Annotated in this window: 15 protein-coding genes; 6 read left to right on the top strand and 9 right to left on the bottom strand. The window is 71.6% G+C overall.

Annotation, left to right across the window (positions count from 1 at the left end):
- The first annotated feature begins 43 nt into the window (after positions 1–43).
- The gene (locus tag ACIBSV_RS20740) at positions 44–793 is read left to right on the top strand and encodes a hypothetical protein (RefSeq protein WP_331771841.1); all 750 of its coding nucleotides are present in this window, start codon (positions 44–46) and stop codon (positions 791–793) included.
- 22 nt (positions 794–815) lie between these two features.
- On the opposite strand, the gene ACIBSV_RS20745 is transcribed toward ACIBSV_RS20740, so the two are convergent.
- Both ACIBSV_RS20745 and ACIBSV_RS20750 read right to left on the bottom strand, forming a co-directional pair.
- Complete coding sequence (locus ACIBSV_RS20745; RefSeq protein ID WP_395865286.1) at positions 816–1,196, bottom strand: winged helix-turn-helix transcriptional regulator; 381 nt, start codon at positions 1,194–1,196, stop codon at positions 816–818.
- A 310-nt stretch (positions 1,197–1,506) separates the two neighbouring features.
- Positions 1,507–1,773, bottom strand: coding sequence for a hypothetical protein (locus ACIBSV_RS20750; protein WP_395864994.1), 267 nt, complete (start codon positions 1,771–1,773; stop codon positions 1,507–1,509).
- Between the two features lie 154 nt (positions 1,774–1,927).
- Here ACIBSV_RS20750 and ACIBSV_RS20755 point away from each other — a divergent pair, with 154 nt between their 5' ends.
- Positions 1,928–2,797: an amidohydrolase family protein gene (locus ACIBSV_RS20755; RefSeq protein WP_395864996.1), complete on the top strand. Its 870-nt coding sequence runs from the start codon at positions 1,928–1,930 to the stop codon at positions 2,795–2,797.
- On the top strand, positions 2,797–3,765 hold the full coding sequence (locus tag ACIBSV_RS20760; RefSeq protein WP_395864998.1) for a helix-turn-helix domain-containing protein: 969 nt from the start codon (positions 2,797–2,799) through the stop codon (positions 3,763–3,765). Before ACIBSV_RS20755 ends, ACIBSV_RS20760 begins: the two co-directional genes overlap by 1 nt.
- Before the next feature lie 62 nt (positions 3,766–3,827).
- Here the strand turns inward: ACIBSV_RS20760 and ACIBSV_RS20765 are convergent, their stop codons facing one another.
- From ACIBSV_RS20765 to ACIBSV_RS20780, 4 genes are all read right to left on the bottom strand, one after another.
- Positions 3,828–4,616: an SDR family NAD(P)-dependent oxidoreductase gene (locus ACIBSV_RS20765; protein WP_395865000.1), complete on the bottom strand. Its 789-nt coding sequence runs from the start codon at positions 4,614–4,616 to the stop codon at positions 3,828–3,830.
- 109 nt (positions 4,617–4,725) lie between these two features.
- Positions 4,726–5,265: a hypothetical protein gene (locus ACIBSV_RS20770; RefSeq protein WP_395865002.1), complete on the bottom strand. Its 540-nt coding sequence runs from the start codon at positions 5,263–5,265 to the stop codon at positions 4,726–4,728.
- A 31-nt stretch (positions 5,266–5,296) separates the two neighbouring features.
- A complete protein-coding gene (locus ACIBSV_RS20775; RefSeq protein ID WP_395865004.1) occupies positions 5,297–6,382 on the bottom strand; it encodes a hypothetical protein in 1,086 nt (361 codons plus the stop codon).
- Positions 6,383–6,826: 444 nt separating this feature from the next.
- On the bottom strand, positions 6,827–8,920 hold the full coding sequence (locus ACIBSV_RS20780; protein ID WP_395865006.1) for a SpoIIE family protein phosphatase: 2,094 nt from the start codon (positions 8,918–8,920) through the stop codon (positions 6,827–6,829).
- Positions 8,921–9,361: 441 nt separating this feature from the next.
- Here ACIBSV_RS20780 and ACIBSV_RS20785 point away from each other — a divergent pair, with 441 nt between their 5' ends.
- Positions 9,362–10,177, top strand: a complete 816-nt coding sequence (locus tag ACIBSV_RS20785; protein ID WP_395865008.1) for a sugar phosphate isomerase/epimerase family protein — start codon at positions 9,362–9,364, stop codon at positions 10,175–10,177.
- Between the two features lie 81 nt (positions 10,178–10,258).
- Entirely contained in the window at positions 10,259–11,815 is a 1,557-nt protein-coding gene (locus ACIBSV_RS20790) for a GMC family oxidoreductase (RefSeq protein WP_395865010.1), read from the top strand.
- A 240-nt stretch (positions 11,816–12,055) separates the two neighbouring features.
- On the opposite strand, the gene ACIBSV_RS20795 is transcribed toward ACIBSV_RS20790, so the two are convergent.
- Both ACIBSV_RS20795 and ACIBSV_RS20800 read right to left on the bottom strand, forming a co-directional pair.
- Positions 12,056–13,843 carry a PucR family transcriptional regulator gene (locus ACIBSV_RS20795; protein ID WP_395865012.1) on the bottom strand — a complete coding sequence of 596 codons (1,788 nt, stop codon included), beginning with the start codon at positions 13,841–13,843 and terminating at the stop codon, positions 12,056–12,058.
- A 195-nt stretch (positions 13,844–14,038) separates the two neighbouring features.
- Positions 14,039–14,230 (bottom strand): hypothetical protein, encoded by a 192-nt coding sequence (locus ACIBSV_RS20800; protein WP_395865014.1) that lies wholly within the window; start codon positions 14,228–14,230, stop codon positions 14,039–14,041.
- Positions 14,231–14,242: 12 nt separating this feature from the next.
- Here ACIBSV_RS20800 and ACIBSV_RS20805 point away from each other — a divergent pair, with 12 nt between their 5' ends.
- Entirely contained in the window at positions 14,243–14,530 is a 288-nt protein-coding gene (locus ACIBSV_RS20805; protein ID WP_395865016.1) for a helix-turn-helix domain-containing protein, read from the top strand.
- A gap of 87 nt (positions 14,531–14,617) precedes the next feature.
- Here ACIBSV_RS20805 and ACIBSV_RS20810 read toward each other — a convergent pair whose 3' ends face one another.
- Positions 14,618–16,114, bottom strand: a complete 1,497-nt coding sequence (locus ACIBSV_RS20810) for a purine-cytosine permease family protein (protein WP_395865018.1) — start codon at positions 16,112–16,114, stop codon at positions 14,618–14,620.
- Between the last annotated feature and the right edge of the window lie 115 nt (positions 16,115–16,229).

The raw sequence follows: 16,229 nt of genomic DNA on the forward strand, positions 1-16,229 counted from the left end.
CCGGTCGCACGGATCGGTCCGTGTACTTGGAGGGACCCAGCGCGTGTACCAGAACCACTTTCGCTACTCCGGCGCCCGCCTGCTGCTCACGCCCTTCCTTCACCCGGTGTCCGAGGGCATCCCGGTCGACCCCGAGAAGCGGGCCGAGGCCCTGCAACCGCCGCTACGCGTGTTGTGGGACCGGTCCGAACGCGGTGGCCTGACCGTGTTCGAGGCCGCCGCGCAGATCCGGGCCGTCGGGAAGGCACTGGCGACCGGCGGCACGGCCGAGGACCAGGTGCCCGACGATCTCCAGGAACTCGCCCGGCGCTCCGGCGCGGGCGGCCGACCCGAGGTGTTCCTGGACGTCGCCGAATACGTCGACAGTTGGACGGTCGGTCTCAGCGCCCGACTGGCCGGACAGATACCCACCGCGTGGGAACTGCGGCAGCGGTTCGGGCGCCTGGCGGACATGCTCGAACTGTACTTCGGCCAGGATGGGATCGCCCTGGAGGAGGAGACCCTGTCCGATGCCGAAGGCATCGCCCTGTATGTCGAGCACACCCACCAACAAGGGCTGTGCCATTGGTACTTGCCGATGGTCGTCGCCGAATGCGCGGAGGCACTGGCGCTGTTCCCGGACGACGGCGCGCTGTACCGCTTCTTCCGGATCGAACGCGGTCTGGGTTCGGGATCGCACGAGTCCTGGACCGCGTGGCTGAACCTGATCTCGGACATCCTGACGAACCACCTGCGCCAGGTGCACGGGCCCGTCACCTGGACCGGCGGCAGCAATCCCAACGGAGGAAGCTGAGCCTCGACGGGTGCCTCACCCCTCAGGCCTCGAAGCGGTCCCGGGACGCCTCGATGTGACCGAGGTGTCGCTGGGTCCAGTCACACATGCCGTCGACCGTCTTCCGCAGGTCCCGGCCCGGCCCGGTGAGGGTGTACTCCACGCGCGGCGGCACGGTCGCATACACGCACCGCTCGACCAGGCCGTTGCGCTCCAGCATGCGCAGGTTCTGGGTGAGCATCTTGTGGCTGATGCCCTCGACCTCGTTGCGCAGCTCGCTGAAGCGCAGCGTTCGGTCGTCGAGTGCGCCGGTGATCAGGAGCGCCCACTTGTTGGCGATGTCCGAGAAGATCTCCCGCGCCAGGGAGTCCGCGCGCCTCAGGTCCGCGTCCTCGGTCGAGCCCTTGAACTGCTTGGTCACCATCAGGGTCCCCAGTCGCCGAAAATCGCGTTCTCCCAGGTCGGCACTCACTTTCCTACAGTTCTCGAGTAACCACAAGAGAGCACGTGGGCGTCCTGCCGAGCCCGGACGGTCTGCCGAGGATGGACGCGTACCGTCGGGTGTCGATCGCAACCGGGTCGAGGCCGTCGCCGTCCTCGACCGAACGTGAGCCGCCGCCGGCGGGCACCGACTCCCGGGAGGCGTCGAACTCCCCCGCATGGCCCTGCCCACGCCGGTCCGCCGACCCGCGCCGACCACAGCTCCGGGCGCCGAAAGAGCATTCGCCCTCGCGTCACTCGGCCGCGTCGGCCGCGAACGCCGGGTAGGCGATCTCGATGAGCCAGTCCTCGCGGGAGAGCTTGTTCAGGTGCTGTTCGGCCATTCGGCGGGTGATGTGCTCGGGCACCAGGCAGGTGGGGCACGCCGTGGGCCCGGCCGTGATCGTCAGCGTGACGTTGTCGGCGCCGCGGCGGCTCACCTCGAGGCGGAAGTCGTCGGCGGCGAGCACCACCGACAACGGCGCGAGCGCACGGGTGATCTCCTCGGCGGATGGCGACATCGTGCTCTCCTTCTCGGGCATTTCACTGTCGTGGAAGCCGGCCCACCCTAACCTCGTTCGAAAAAGCTATCAATGTCGTTCGAATATTCGACCCCATCATGCCTGTAAGCAGTGCCACGTTGCCCGCGGCCCACCCGGCTCCTAGCATTCGACTATGCGACCCGCCGATCCGACTATTCGGAAACCCGTCGTGGTCGACGCCCACGTGCACGCGGCGTCGGCGGACCGCGATCGCTACCCCCTCGCGCCCTCCGGCGTCGGCAGCACCTGGTTCCACGCGGACGACGTCGGTACGCGGGACCTGTCGACCGGGATGCGCGCGGGCGGGGTCGACCGCGCGGTGATCGTGCAGGCGGTGGGCGCGTACGGGTACGACTGCTCGTACGCGATCGACGCGGTGCGCGCCGACCCGGATCGCTTCGCCCTGGTCGGCGCGGTGGACATGGACTGCGCCCACCCCGTCGACGCGCTCGCGGCCCTCGCCCGCGACGCCGGTGAACTCCTGCGCGGCGTGCGGGCCTTCGGCGTGCACGGGCACCGGCCGCGCTGGCTGGAGGACGGGCGCGCGGACGAGGTGTGGGCACTGGCGGACGAGACGGGACTGACGATGGTCCCGGTGCTGTTCCCCGAGGCCCTTCCCCGGCTGGGCGCGGTGGTCGCCGCGCACCCCGACGTCCCGGTCGCGCTGGACCACTGCGGGTTCGCCGACCTGTCGGGCGGTGCGCCGTTCGCCTCCGCCGCCCCGCTGTTCGAACTCGCCGTTCTCCCGGCGGTGCGGGTCAAGGTGTCCACGCACGTGCTGAGACACGCGGCGGCCGAGGGTGATCCGGCCGATGTGGTGGACAAGCTCGCGGCCACCTTCGGCGCGGACCGGGTCATGTGGGGGTCGGACCACCCGCAGACCGTCGGCTCGACCTACCCGGAGATGGCCGCGCTGGGCCGGCACGCCGCACGCCGCCTCTCCCCCGCGGATCGAGCCGGCTTCCTCGGCCACACCGCACTCGACCTCTGGTGGAAAGCCTGATGACCCCTGTTCGGCCCTCCCCCTCGCTCGCGCATCCCGCCGCCGAACCCGGCGACCGGTCCGCCTCCCCGCCCACCGACCGGGTGATCGCCGTACTCGATCTGCTCTCGGCCCACCCGGGCCGCGAGTTCACCCTCACCGAGATCATCCGGCACAGCGGGATCAGCAAGGCGACCTGCCACGCGGTGGTACGCCGCCTGGCCGACGCGCACTACCTGCTGCACACGCCGACCGGGTACAGCCTGGGTCCGGCGCTGATCGCGGTCGGCCACGCGGCCGAGCGCTCCTTCCCGGCCGCCCGCGCCGCGCAGCACCATCTGGTGTCGTTGGCCGAGGAGTTCGGCGTGCCCTGTACCGCCGCGGTGCACGACGCCGAGACGATCACGGTGGTGGACGCGGCGGGGCCCGGGTCTGCGGGTGACGCCTCCGGGATCGGCCTGCGCATTCCGTTGGTGCCGCCGTACGGCGCGGTCCAGATCGCCTGGTCGGGCGAGGAGGCGATCCGCGCGTGGCTCGACCGGGCACCGCGCGCCGACGACGAGTTCCGGGGCCGGTTGATCGGCGTACTGGAGACCATCCGCCGTCGCGGCTACGACGTGCACCGCGAGAGCCAGGCGTCGATGCGCCTGCGCGATGCGCTGTACGGGCTGATGCGCGAGGACCTCTCCGCGGCCCAGCAGGATGCCGTCGCCCTGCTGTACACCGAGCTCAGCCACATCGATTCGTTGCCGGAGCGCCTGGACGACCGCGTCCGCTACGACGTGAACAGCATCTCCGCCCCGGCGTTCGACGCCCACGGACGCACCTCGGTGGTGCTGTCCCTGCTGATGGCCAAACCACTGCGAGGCACGGAGATCACCCGCGCCGGCAAGCGCCTGCTGGCCGCCGCCGCGGAGGTCACCGAGTCCACCGGCGGCCGCGCGCCCGAGAGCGGCGACGATCACCGGCGCGCCTGCGGATCGAAGTAGCGGCGCCGGCGGCTGCTCGGGTGGGCCCACCCCCCAGCGATCGTCGACGCGCAAGCGGCGGGTCAGTCCACGGTGAGTTCGGGGCGGTTGCGGGAGAGGAACGCGCCCTTGTCGGAGAGCACGAACTGGCCGGTGGTGTGGGCCGCGAAGTCGGAGACCAGCAGCAGTACGAGCCGGGCCATGTCCTGCGGATCGGACAGGCCGCCGAGCGGGATCGAGGTCTCCAGTGCGCGGCGGTACTCCGGGCTCAGCGCCGCTTCGACGTCGCGGGTCAACGTGGTGCCGGGCGCGACGGCGTTGACCCGGATGCCGAGCGGCGCCAGCTCGATCGCCAGGGTCCCGGTCAGGTGGTTGACCGCGGCCTTCGCCGCCGCATACAGCGCGGTGAGCGGCGCCGGGCGGGTGGTCTCGCCCGAGCTGACGTTGACGATCACACCGCCGCGGCCGAGCACCCGGGCCTGGGCCTGGCAGGAGTACGCGGTGGCGAGCAGGTTCCCGGCGACCACGTCGCGCATCGCCTGCGGGGTCCAGTCCAGGAAGGGCACCGCCGGATGACCCGCCATCATGCCCACGTTGTTGACCGCGATGTGCAGGCCGCCGAGTTCGTCCGCGGCGGCCCGTACGGTGCGCTCGACGTCGTCCGGGATCGTCATGTCGCCGACCGGCGCGATCGCCCGGCGCCCGGTCGCGCGCACCAGCGCCGCGGTCTCCGCCGCGCCGTCGGCGTCGATGTCCACGACCGCGACGTCCGCGCCGGCACTCGCCAGCATGACCGCGACGGCCCGCCCGATCCCGGCCCCGGCACCGGTGATCAGGGCCGCACGGCCTGTCAGGTCGATCTCTACAGCCATCGGTTCCCCCTCCTGCGTGCCGTCCCGTGCACCGTGCGGAGCCGAGCACAGGGCTGCGCGCGAAGCCGCGCGCACGGCTGTGCGGGAGACCCGGCGTATGCGGGGCCGTTCACGAGGCGGTGGGCGTGGTCGTGGCCAGGAACAGCGCGTCGTCGACGGCTTCGGCGGCCATCGCGTCGAGTTCGGCGTCGGTCGAACCGCCCAGCGGGCCACGCACGGTGAGCACCCGCGCCTGCGGCAGTCCGTACAGCGAGCACACCTGGCGGGCGATCTCGGTGAAGCCCGCCGTGGCCAGGAGCAGGGTGGGGACGCCCAGTTGCTCCAGTTCGACGGTGTCGTGGCTGCTCCAGGACGTGCACGAGCCGCAGTCCGCGGAACCGGTGATCACCACGTCGGCGCACTCGAGGATGCGTTGCATCACCTCCGGTTCGGCGGGCAGCGCGGCACTGACCTTGGCGATCTCCAACGTGACGGTGGCGCCGGTGCGTTCGGCCAGCAGGCGGGCGATGCCGCCTTGGATGTGGCCGGCGTGCGGTTTGAGGTTGTCCAGGACCGCGATGCGCTTGCCGGTGAGGACGTCCAGGCCGGGTGCGAGCCGCTTGGCGGGTTCGCCGACGTGGCCGGTGGGGTCGATGATCGTGACGCTCATGGATGCGGCTCCGTGGGAAAGGCTCGGATGATCAGGCCAGCGGGACGGTGACGCTGCGGGTCAGACCCCAACTGGGCACGACCAGCGAGTGTTTGCCCGGGCCGCCGGCCACCAGGACGCGGATGTTGTCCGGGCTCTCGGTCATCGGCTGGAGGTCGTCGTCGCCGAGCGCGCGCATCCACGGACGCCACAGCGCGGCGGTGAAGTGCGCGCGGAAGTCGCCCGCGGGGCGGCGGGCCTTCTCGAACAGGTAGGCCTGCACGTCCTGGCGGGCCCAGCCCGCCGCCGCAAGCGTCGCGGCGTGTTCGGGGCCGACCACGACGAAGTACTCGGCACTGGAGACGACCGCGTTGTTCGTGCCGAACGTCGCCATGACACTGGCGGCCTTGTCCAGAATCGGCGCGGGGTTGTTCCGGGTCTCCATGTCGTGCACGTTGTGCGGGTTCTCCATGCCCGCGACGGTCACCGCGCTCGGCGCGTCCAGGCCGAGCGAGCGCGGGTAGGTCGGCCACGGACTGGCCTCGGCGTTCTCCGCGAGGCAGAAGGTGTACTTGGACGGCTGGCCCTGGGTCGCCGCGTCGCCCAGACCCTCGTCGCCGACGCCCTTGGCGGTGCCGCCGCCGATGTGCATGAGCGTCAGGCGCACCGCACGGCCGAGGGTGGCGTTGGCGCGGTTGCCCGGGCCGAGGGTGCCGGTGCCGGCGTTGAAGCCGCAGCGGCGCACCGCTTCCCCGTGCACGACGACCATCACCGACACCGGGTGCGTGGTCGAGTTGACGCCACGCAGGTTGAACTCGGGCGCGCACATTCCCCGCACCGCGGCGACGAGCAGCGGCAGCGACCGTGGCGGGCATCCGGCCATCACCGCGTTCGCGGCCAGCACCCGCGCGGTCGCCTCGCCCAGGCGCGGCGGCAGGACGCCGATCACCTCGTCGGGGTCGCCGTCGTAGCCGGCCAGCATCGCGTCGACGCGTCCCGGGGTCGGCGCGACGATCGGAAGTCCGTCGCCCCATCCGCGTTCGGCGAGCAGCGCGTACAGGGACTCGGGGCTCTCGTCGGCCAGTGGGATCACCGCGGGAGCCGTGTCGCGGTCGGACGTTTCGGCGTCTGCTGCCATCGGATTCCTTCGTCGTGTGGCGAGGTCGCGGGCTCGACCCGGGCCCGGTCGCAGTGGCTCGGGGCGACACTCCCGCACAGGCGACGCGCACCCCGGGTGGCCACCGGCCGACCACCGCCGAAGGTAGGCGGACGACCCGTCACACACAAGAGAATCGTTCGAGAATCCGATGTGATCGTCTTAACTCTCGAACACCGGGCGTCGACGGCGACGCACGGCGTCCGACTACGGGGCCGGGACCGGCCGGTCGCGTGGCGCCCCGCGGGATCGGGAACGACGTGTATCCGGCCGCCGCCACGACGGTCGGCGCGGTCTCGTCACCCTCGTCACCCTCGTCGACCGCGCGCCGCCGCCGCACCGAACCGCTCACGCCGGATGTCGACCCACGTACGCTGTCGGTCGCGCACCCGCGACCCGTCGACGACTCGGCAACGGACGACCCGTTCAGTCGAAGTCCCAGGCCTCCTCGATCGGCGCGGTTCCCTGCTCCGCCCAGATCGTCTTTCCGGACCGCTCGTAGCGGCTCCCCCACCTGCGGGTGAGTTGGGCCACCAGGAACAGACCGCGGCCGCCCTCGTCGGTGCTGTGCGCGCGGCGCAGGCGCGGTTGGGTGTTGCTGGGGTCGGAGACCTCGCAGATCAACACATCCCGGCTGCGGATCAACCGCAGTGTGATGGGGCCGCTTTCGCCGTAGCGGATCGCGTTGGTGACCAGTTCGCTGACGACCAGTTCGGTGGTGAACGCGAGGTGTTCCAGCCCCCAGGCCGCGAGTTGCCCGGTCGTCAGGTCGCGGGCCCGTGCCACGTGCGCCGGATCGACGGGCAACTCCCAGACCACGCAATCCTCGTCGGGCAGCGGGCGGACCCGGGCCAGCAACAGGGTGGTGTCGTCGTCGCACGAGCCGACCACCGCCGGGTCGAGCAGGTCGCGCCCGATCTTCGCCAGATCCTGCCGCGGGGCGTCGGTGTGTTCGAGACGATCGAGGAGGCGCCGCATGCCCGCGCCGAGATCGTGGTCGGGCCCGCTGACCAGGCCGTCGCTGTACAGGATCAGTACGCTGCCCGGCGCCAATTCGATCTCGGCGATCTCGAACGGCATGCCGCCGACCCCCAGCGGCGGACCGGCCTCCAGTTCCACGAAGTGGGCACGTCCGTCGGGGGCGAGGACCACCGGCGGCGGATGCCCGGCGGACGCCATCCGGCAGCGGCCGGTCACGGGGTCGTACTCCGCGTACAGGCACGTTGCGCCGGACACCGCCTCGGCACCATGGGACCGGTTCGGGAACCGCTGGACCAGGTCGTCCACGTGTGTCAGCAGCTCGTCCGGCGGCAGGTCCATGTCGGCGAGCGCCTGGACGGCGGTACGCAGGCGCCCCATCGTCGCGCTGGCCTGCAGGCCGTGCCCGGTCACGTCACCGACGACGAAGGCCAGGCGCAGCGAGGACAACGGGATCGTGTCGTACCAGTCGCCCCCGATCCCGGCCGAGGAGGACGTGGGCAGGTAGGCCGCGAAGGTCTCGGCGGCCGGTTCGTCGCTGCCCTCCTCGGGCAGGAGGCTGCGTTGCAGGGCCAGCGCGACGTTGTGCTCCCGGGTGAAGCGGCGCGCGTTGTCCACGCTCAGCGCGGCACGCGAGGCGATCTCCTCGACCAGGCGGGCATCGTTCTCGTCGAACGGATCCGGGCGCTCGGTGCGCCACAGTTGCACGCTGCCGAGCGAGTGGCCGCGCGCGAACAGCGGTACGGCCAGCAGACTGTGCGCGTTCGCGGGCACCGAGGAGTCGCCCGGCAGCGGCTCGAGTCGCGGGATCAGCAGGGTGGCCCCGCCCTCCATGGCCCGAACCGAGGGGATGTCCGGCGGTACGGGCAGCCGTTCGCCGACCTGGACCAGTTCCCCGGGCCACGCGTCACCCACGAAGGCCACTCCGGCCCGGAGCTCGGGTGTGTAGCCGGTCGTCGGGTCGACCGCGGGCTCTTCGCCGGCGACGACCGCCTCGGCGAGGTGCACGGCGGCGAGGTCCGCCAGTCGTGGCACCACCAGGTCCGCGAGCTGCTGGGCCGTTTGGGCGACATCCAGCGAGTCGCCGATGGTCTGGGCGGCCTCGCGGACCACCTCGAAGCGGGATTCGGAGCGCACCAGGTCGGTCATGTCGTTCACGGTGACGAGCAGGCCGAGGGTCGAGCCCGGCGCGCGCTCGATGCGCAGGATGCCGATGGTGAGGTGCAGCAGGTTCCCGCCCGCGGCACGTGCGGCGACCAACTGCCACCTGCGCAGGAGCGGCCCCGCCGGGGACAGCGCCCGCCCGAGCACAGGCACCAGGTATGCGAGGCCGAGGGCGGCGAAGACGGCGGCCATGTCGTCCCCGGGACCCATCGGGATCTGCGGAAAGCGCTCGGCGGTGGCGTTGGTGGCGACGACCCGCAGATCCGGATCCACCGCCGCGAGGAGCATCGCGCCCTGATCGAAGACGGCGTGCGCCAGCGGGCTCGCCCAGTCCGCGGGCAGCTCGAAGGGAAGCGCGCTGTGACCGTCTTCCGTCACCCGTCGATCCTTCCGGACTCCGAGGTCGATTTGCCCAGTATCACCCACGGGCGCCGACCCCACACACGGGTCCGTATCGAGGTGGATCGCGCCCACGACCGGAAACCGCACCACGCCCCGGAGGCCGCCAACTCGGATGGCGATGACGGATGGAGATGGCGGACGCCGGGGCGGGAGTCGGGGCCGAGCCCGAAACGAGCACGCGCCGGGGCCGCGCGCGCTCGCCCGGGCGGTGGAGCAGTTCCGCGTGCGCGATCCGGCGCAGCGCGGGGTCGTCGTCGGAAACGGCCAGGCCGGGACTCCTCGTCCGTGGGGAATGCGGCGACGGCCTACTCCCGGGCCCGTCTTGTTTCATGGCTATCATGGTTATGATGGCCTCACAAGATGTGACCCGTCCACCACCCGGCAGGCCGAGCCGACCAAGGGGCACGTGAGGATGCGATGCGCTACAGCTTCAACACCTTCAACCACTCGACCTACTACGGACTGCCGCCGTCCCTCCCGCGGCAGATCGCCGCCGCCGCGGCGGCCGGCTACGACCACATCGGGCTCGATCTCCTCTCCGTGCTCGCGCACGAACGCGAGGGTCTGCCGGTGAGCGAACTCGCCGCCCACCTGGGGCGGCACGATCTGCCCTGCCACGAGCTGGTCTCGTTGTCGATCTCCGCGGACAAGGCCAGGACGCTGCGCAGCCTGGAACATGTCCTTCGGGTGGCGCGTGTACTGCGCCCGGAACAGGTGCTGTGTGTGGTCACCGGCGAGATCGACGACGCGGTGGTGGCCAACACCGCCCGGTGCGCCGGATCCCTGGCCGAGGAAGGAGTCGGCCTGTCCGTGGAGTTCCTGCCCACCCGGCACGTCGACTCGATCCCCGAGGCGCTGCGTCTGTGGGAGCGGGTGGCGCATCCGAATCTGCGCCTGGTCGTGGAGAGTTGGCACTTCTTCCGGGGGCCGAGCACGTGGGCGGACCTGGTCGCGCTGCCGCTCGATCGCATCGGCTTCGTGCAGTTCGCGGACGCACCCGCGCCGGTGACCGACGACACGCACCACGAGTCCATGCACCGCCGGGTCCTCCCCGGCCGAGGCGTCCTGGACCTGGACCGGTTCTGCGCGACGCTCGCGGCGAAGGGTTACGACGACGTGGTGAGCGTCGAACTGCTCGCCGACGACTGGCGCACCGCCGACCTGCACACGTTCACCGAGGCCACCCTCGCCGCGACCCGCACGGCCTGGGAGACGGCGGCACACTCCACGTAGGCACGGCCGGCGATACCCGAACAAGCCGGTCCCTTGAACGAAACAGTCGAGTCCGTAGTCACCGAAGTGGAGGAGTCGCCCATGTCAGCCGGCCGACAGAAGCCCGATCCCCAGTCCGCGACCGCGTCCACGCGCGACGGCCGATCCCCGGGCGGCGGTCCGGGCACGTTCGACGTCGTCGTGGTCGGCGCGGGCTCGGCCGGATGTGTCCTGGCCGCCCGATTGTCCGAGCGACCGGATCGTACGGTGCTGCTGGTCGAGGCCGGTCCCGACCATCGCGTCGACACGATGCCGGACGAACTGCGGCATCTGTCGCGGCCGGTGGCCTGGCCGTACAACTGGGGCGACAAGGTCGCCTCGACCGCGGGGCGCATGCTCAACTACGCACGCGGGCGCGGTGTCGGGGGCTCGTCGGCGACCAACGGCGCGGTGGCGATGCGCCCGGAGCCGGAGGACTTCGCGTCCTGGCCGGAGGGAATGCGGTGGGAGCGAATGTTGCCCTACCTCAACCGGATCGAAGACGACCTGGACTTCGGCGACGACCCCCACCACGGCAACGCCGGACCGATCCCGATCGTGCGGCACCCGGAGGCCGAATGGAGCCCGTTGCAGCGTGGCTTCGTCGACGGATGCCTGGCCGAGGGACTGCCGTTGTGCGCCGACCACAGCCGTCCGGGATCGACCGGGGTCGGCCCGATCCCGATGAACCGGCGCGGCACCCGACGCGTGTCGAACACGGTCGCCTACCTCGACCCGGCACGCGCCCGCCCGAATCTGACCGTACGCGGCGATGCCCACGTACGGCGCGTCCTGCTCACCGGCGGCCGCGCGGTCGGCATCGAACTGGCCGACGGCGAACGCATATACGCGGGCCGGGTCGTGCTGTCCGCGGGCGTCGTGCAGAACCCGCTGTTGTTGTGGCGCTCCGGTGTGGGACCGGCGCACGGCGTCTCCGGGCTGGGCATCGAGCCGGTGCACGAACTCCCGGCCGTCGGCGCAGGCTTGAGCGATCACATGGTGGTGTCCTATCGGGCGGCGGTCCGACCGGACGCGGTGCCCGACGGTGGACCCACGCTACAGACGATCGCCCGCGCCACGGCCTGTCCGGACCAGGGACGCACCCACGACCTCCAGTTGACCCCCGTGGCCCGGCGCAATCCGGACGGCACGCGGGAGATCGAGATCAGCGTCGCCCTGCAACTGCCCAACGGCTTCGGCTCGATCGTCCCCACCGGCGCCGCGCCGGATGCCCCGGCCCGGATCTCCTGGCCGTTCACCACCGACCGCGACAACCTGGAACGGTTGGCGATCGGGGTGCGCCTGGCCGCGCGCGTCGTGGCCGCCTCCGGCCTCGCGCTCGCTCCGGACGCCGTGTCGCGGGTGTCGGACATGCCCGACGATGTGCTGTGCCTGTCCTTCGCCGCCTCGCACTACGCCTTCTACCACGGCGTCGGCACCTGCCGGATCGGCACCGATCCGGCGGCCGGCGTGGTCGACGCGGAGCTGCGCGTGCACGGCCTGAGCGGCCTGCACATCGTGGACGCCTCGGTCGTGCCGACCGTGCCACGCGCCAACACCCACCTGCTGGCGACCGCACTGGGCGAGCTGGGCGCGGAGTTGATCGCGGCGGCCGACTAGCGCGACGGCGGCGTCGCGGATCAACCGCGGAGCGGCCGCGGGCCGGCTGCGGGCCGGCACAACTCCGGCGCCCGGCGTCGGTCACCCGTGCCTGGTCGGGTAACCGACGTCCGCGGGCCGGCGGGCTCCGATCGGCTTCGCGCGGGTCGCGCCGGATCAGCGCTCCGCCGGTGGGGTGAACGCTGCGACGAACTCCTCGACATACTCGTGGTGTTGATCAGCCGGCGCGGGCGGCGATGGTCATGGAGTGCGCCATCCGGTGTGGCGTCCGGGTACGGGTCCGCACCGGTCCGCGGGTGCCGTCCGCGCCGGATCGCGTGGAGGTGCGGCACCGGGTTCGGCTCTCGTGACGCCATCGGCCGGGGCCGAAGGCGGGGTGGAGAGCGGGGCCGGGGGCGCGTCGCCGGGCTGCGGGCTCATCAACCGCAGTTGCAGGGTGATCGCGAAGCGCGCCGACGGATCCTGGAGGTCGATCCGGCCGACCTCGGCCATCCGACGCATCCGGTACCGGAAGGTGTTGGCGTGCACGAACATGCTCGCCGAAGCGGAGGTCACGTCGCCGAACGCGTCCAGCCACGCCCGCAGCGTGTCGACCAGGTTGGTGTTGTGCTTGGCGTCGTAGGCGACGAGCCGGGCGAGCGGACCGACGAGTTCGTCGCCGTTGGCCGCGGCGAGGTCGCGAATCTCCAGGAGCAGCGCGTCGATGTAGACGTCGGTGATCGAGGCGACCCGCTGCTTCACCTGCCCGCCGCCCAGCACCCGCAGCGCGCGGTCCGCGTTCGTGCGTGAGCGCCGCAGTGCGGTGGGTTCGTGCGCGATCGTCCCGATGCCGATCAGCGCCTTGACCCGGTCGCCGGTGCGGTCGAGGAAGTTCGTGGCGATCTGCACCGCGCGCTCGCACGCGGCGGCCGGGTCGCCGGGGGCCGGGAGGACGGCGTAGGCGGTGTCGCCCAGGAGGGCGACGGCCGAGCGCGGTTGCACGGCGTTGAGGTGGATCGCGAGGGCCGCGGTCAAGCGTTGGTGTTCGGCCGTCGACTGGGTGTGGTCCTCGCCGTGGCCGCGGGCCAGGCCCAGCGCCAGCACCACCGTGGGCTCGTACCCCAGTCCCAGGCGGGCGAGTGCGTCGACGGCGCCGGGGCCGCCCTCCAGCACGGTGGTGACCAGGTCCGCGCGCAACCGGTTTTCGGCGTCGGTACCGGCCCGGTGCCGCAACAGGTGCAGGGCCACCAGCTTGGATGCCTCCACGAAGGCCCCGGCGCGTTCGGGGCTGAGGGGCTCCCGGACGGCGGCCCACATCGAACCGAGGATCTCGTCGCCCGCCCGAACAACGATCGCGGTACGGGCGAGCGCGGCCTCGCCGGCAAGGATCACCGGGGGGATGAACATCGGCTCCCGGCTGCGGTACAGCTCCTTGAAGACGCCGCGCTCCTCGAAAATGCGCAGGTATGTGTCGGGTACTCGGCGAGCCAGGATGGTCGCCACGCGCGAGGGATCGGCCTCGTCCTGGCGGCCGGAGAAGGCGAGGATGTGCGAGCGGCGGTCCTCGATGGTGATCGGGGCGTCGAGGAGCGTGGCCACGGCATTCGCCAGGGCGAACAGGTCGCCGGAGGGCACGCCGCCCAGGGTCTGCGTGCCGGCTTCGCCGACATCGCCTTCGGTGAGCAACGTACGGAGCATCGCCGCGAGTTGCGCCCAGGACGCCCCCCGAGTCAAGGCCAGCAGCGCCACCCCCGCCCCGGCGGCGGCGCGCTCGACCGCGGCGTCGGGCTCGACCGGCCCGCGCACGATCAGGGCGGCGACGCCGTGGGTGCCCAACGTGCGCAGGAGGCCGGCGATCTCGGCGTGCCCGTGCACGGCGGCGCCGAGGACGACCGCGTGCGGTGGGTACTGCGGTTCGTCGTACGGGTCGTGGATGACCACCCCGCCGATCTCCTCCACGGCGTCCGCGTCACCGTGGATCAGGTCGAGGAGTGTGGAGCCGAAGTCCTCCAGCACCCGACCGAGGCTTCTGCGGGGATGGGTCGTCACGTGGGGGTCACCTCTGTGGAGTCGAACCGATTCGGTCCTCCGATGGGCTGCGCGGGGACCAGAATAGGCACAGCCGTGGCGAACGATGTCGCAGGTCACGGAGGCGCACTCGGTCGATCACCGAGCGTGTGACAAGGGCAACCGATCGCATGCCTCTCGGCGCGCGCGCCCGTACGCCGGTCCGGGCACGGACGGTCAGGACAGGCGGGCGACGACCTTGTCGGCGCACTCGCGCTTGAAGCGCAACGGCTCCGGGACGAACCGGGCGACGATGACGTTGTCGATGCCCGACTCCTCGATCTCGGCGAGGCGCTCGGCGCAGTACCGGATGGGGCCGGCCACGGTGGAGTGTCCGGCGAGCCAACCGGTGAGGCCCACCTCGTCCACGAGCGCCGCGTTGTGACCGGCGGTCTCCGGCGACGCGTGGTGCGCCGAGTCGTAGCGGCGCTTGGGACCCTGCGCACCCGGCTCGCGCATCACGGCAGTTGGGACCGCACCGCGACCGCGCTGGGCCTGCACCGCAACACCGTGCGCCGGCGCGTCGCCAGGATCGGCGAGCCGTTGGATCTGGACCTGGGGGACGCGGACGTGCGGATGGAGTTGTGGTTCGCGTTGCGTTGGCTGCCGGGCGAACGACCGGGCGCAGAACCGGCGGATCCGTCGTCGGCGCGGCCGGACGCGCCATAGCCGAACGCGGAGCGGAGTGGCCGAACGCGGAGTGGCCCGCCGCGAGCCGACAGGGCTCCCGACGGGCGGGTCGACTCCGAGGACCGGTCAGCCGGTCGCGCGAGGTCGGGCGCGTACGACGGCGTCCGCTCCGTCCAGGTGGGTCTTGCTGCGCTCGATCGCCTGCTGTTCGGCGTCGAGGTCGAGGCCCCGGGTGGTGATCCAATAGGCCGTGCCGGAGACGACCAGTCCGACGACGAAGGCGATGTCCGCGCCGTCGAGGGTGTCGACCATGGGGCCGGTGTAGAAGCCGGTGACCATGAACGGCACCAGGGCGGCGACGCCCAGCGCGTAGGAGAGCAGGCCGCGGCTGCCCCAGCGTCCGTAGATGCTGTCGGGGCTGAAGATCTCGGTGATCGCGTAGTGGCCTCGACGCACGAAGTAGTAGTCGATCAGGTTGACCGCGGTCCACGGCGCCAGGACGTAGAGGATCAGGGTGATGAAGTCGTTGAAGCTGCCGAGGTACTTCGACGGCAGGCCCTCGGCCACCGCGAGTGCGAGCGTCGCGCCGGCGAGGATGCCGGTGACGCGGGTGCGCACCGTCAGCGCGACGGGGCGGAAGGCCTGCACGATGCTCAGGCCCGAGAGCATCGCGCCGTAGAGGTTGACGCCCATGATGGCGATCGCGCTGGGCACCAGGACGGCGACGACGGCGGTCTTGCCGAAGCCGTCGAACAGGGTGTCGCCGATGTCCTGAAGGTTGACCAGCGCGTCGGGCACCGGCACGGAGCCGGCGATGAAGTTGCCGAGCACCATGAGCCAGATCGCGGACAGCGCGGCCCCGGCGTACGTCCAGCCGATCACCCCGCGTTCGGAGGTGTCCGCGGGCAGGTATCTGGAGTAGTCGGAGACGTAGACGGCGTACCCGAGTTGGTAGCCGGCCGCGGCGACGAACTGGGCGAGTGCCGCGGCGGGGGTGAAGGCGGAGTCGTGCGGGACGGGGTGCGGCTCCAGGTGCGTCAGCGCCAGCACGGTGAGGACCGCGAACACCGGGACGACCAGGTACGGCAGCAGCCGCAGCACGGCGTGCAGCAGGTCGTAGCCGACGATGGCCACGGTCGCCGCGAGCACGACGATGACGGCCGCCCACAGCGTCCCCGAGCCGGGCAGCACCGATTCGAGCACCTGGGAGGCCAACAGCACGCCGAAGGCGCTGAAGCCGATGTACACGCAGATGACCGCGAGCATCGGCACCAACGCGCCCCGGGTGCCGAACTGGGCGCGCGACTGGATCATCTGGGGCAGGCCCATGGTGGGCCCCTGGTTCGCGTGGAACGCCATGAAGCAGGTGCCGAACAGGACGCCGAGTACGGTGGCGGCGATCGACCATCCGATCGACAGTCCCATGACCGGTCCCGCGAAGCCGACCACCATCGTGGTCGGCACGAACTGCCCGGTGAACCAGAACGGCGCCTGGTGCCAGGCACGGCCGTGCCGCTCGGACTGCGGGATGTAGTCGATCGAACGCGTTTCCAACACCGGGCCGCGGGCGGTCCCGGTTGCTGCTGCCTGCCGGCCTGTCACCGCGCCTGACTGGTCAGCCATGTGCCCTCCTTCATGTGGCGCAAAACATACACTTTTCCTGTAGGTTTGTCTGCGCAATGGGTGGTTTTGCGGTGAAGACGTGGTGCGGCGCGGTCCCCGATCCCCGCGCCGACGG

The organism is Embleya sp. NPDC050154 (genome assembly GCF_044460165.1).
Classification (GTDB): domain Bacteria; phylum Actinomycetota; class Actinomycetes; order Streptomycetales; family Streptomycetaceae; genus Embleya.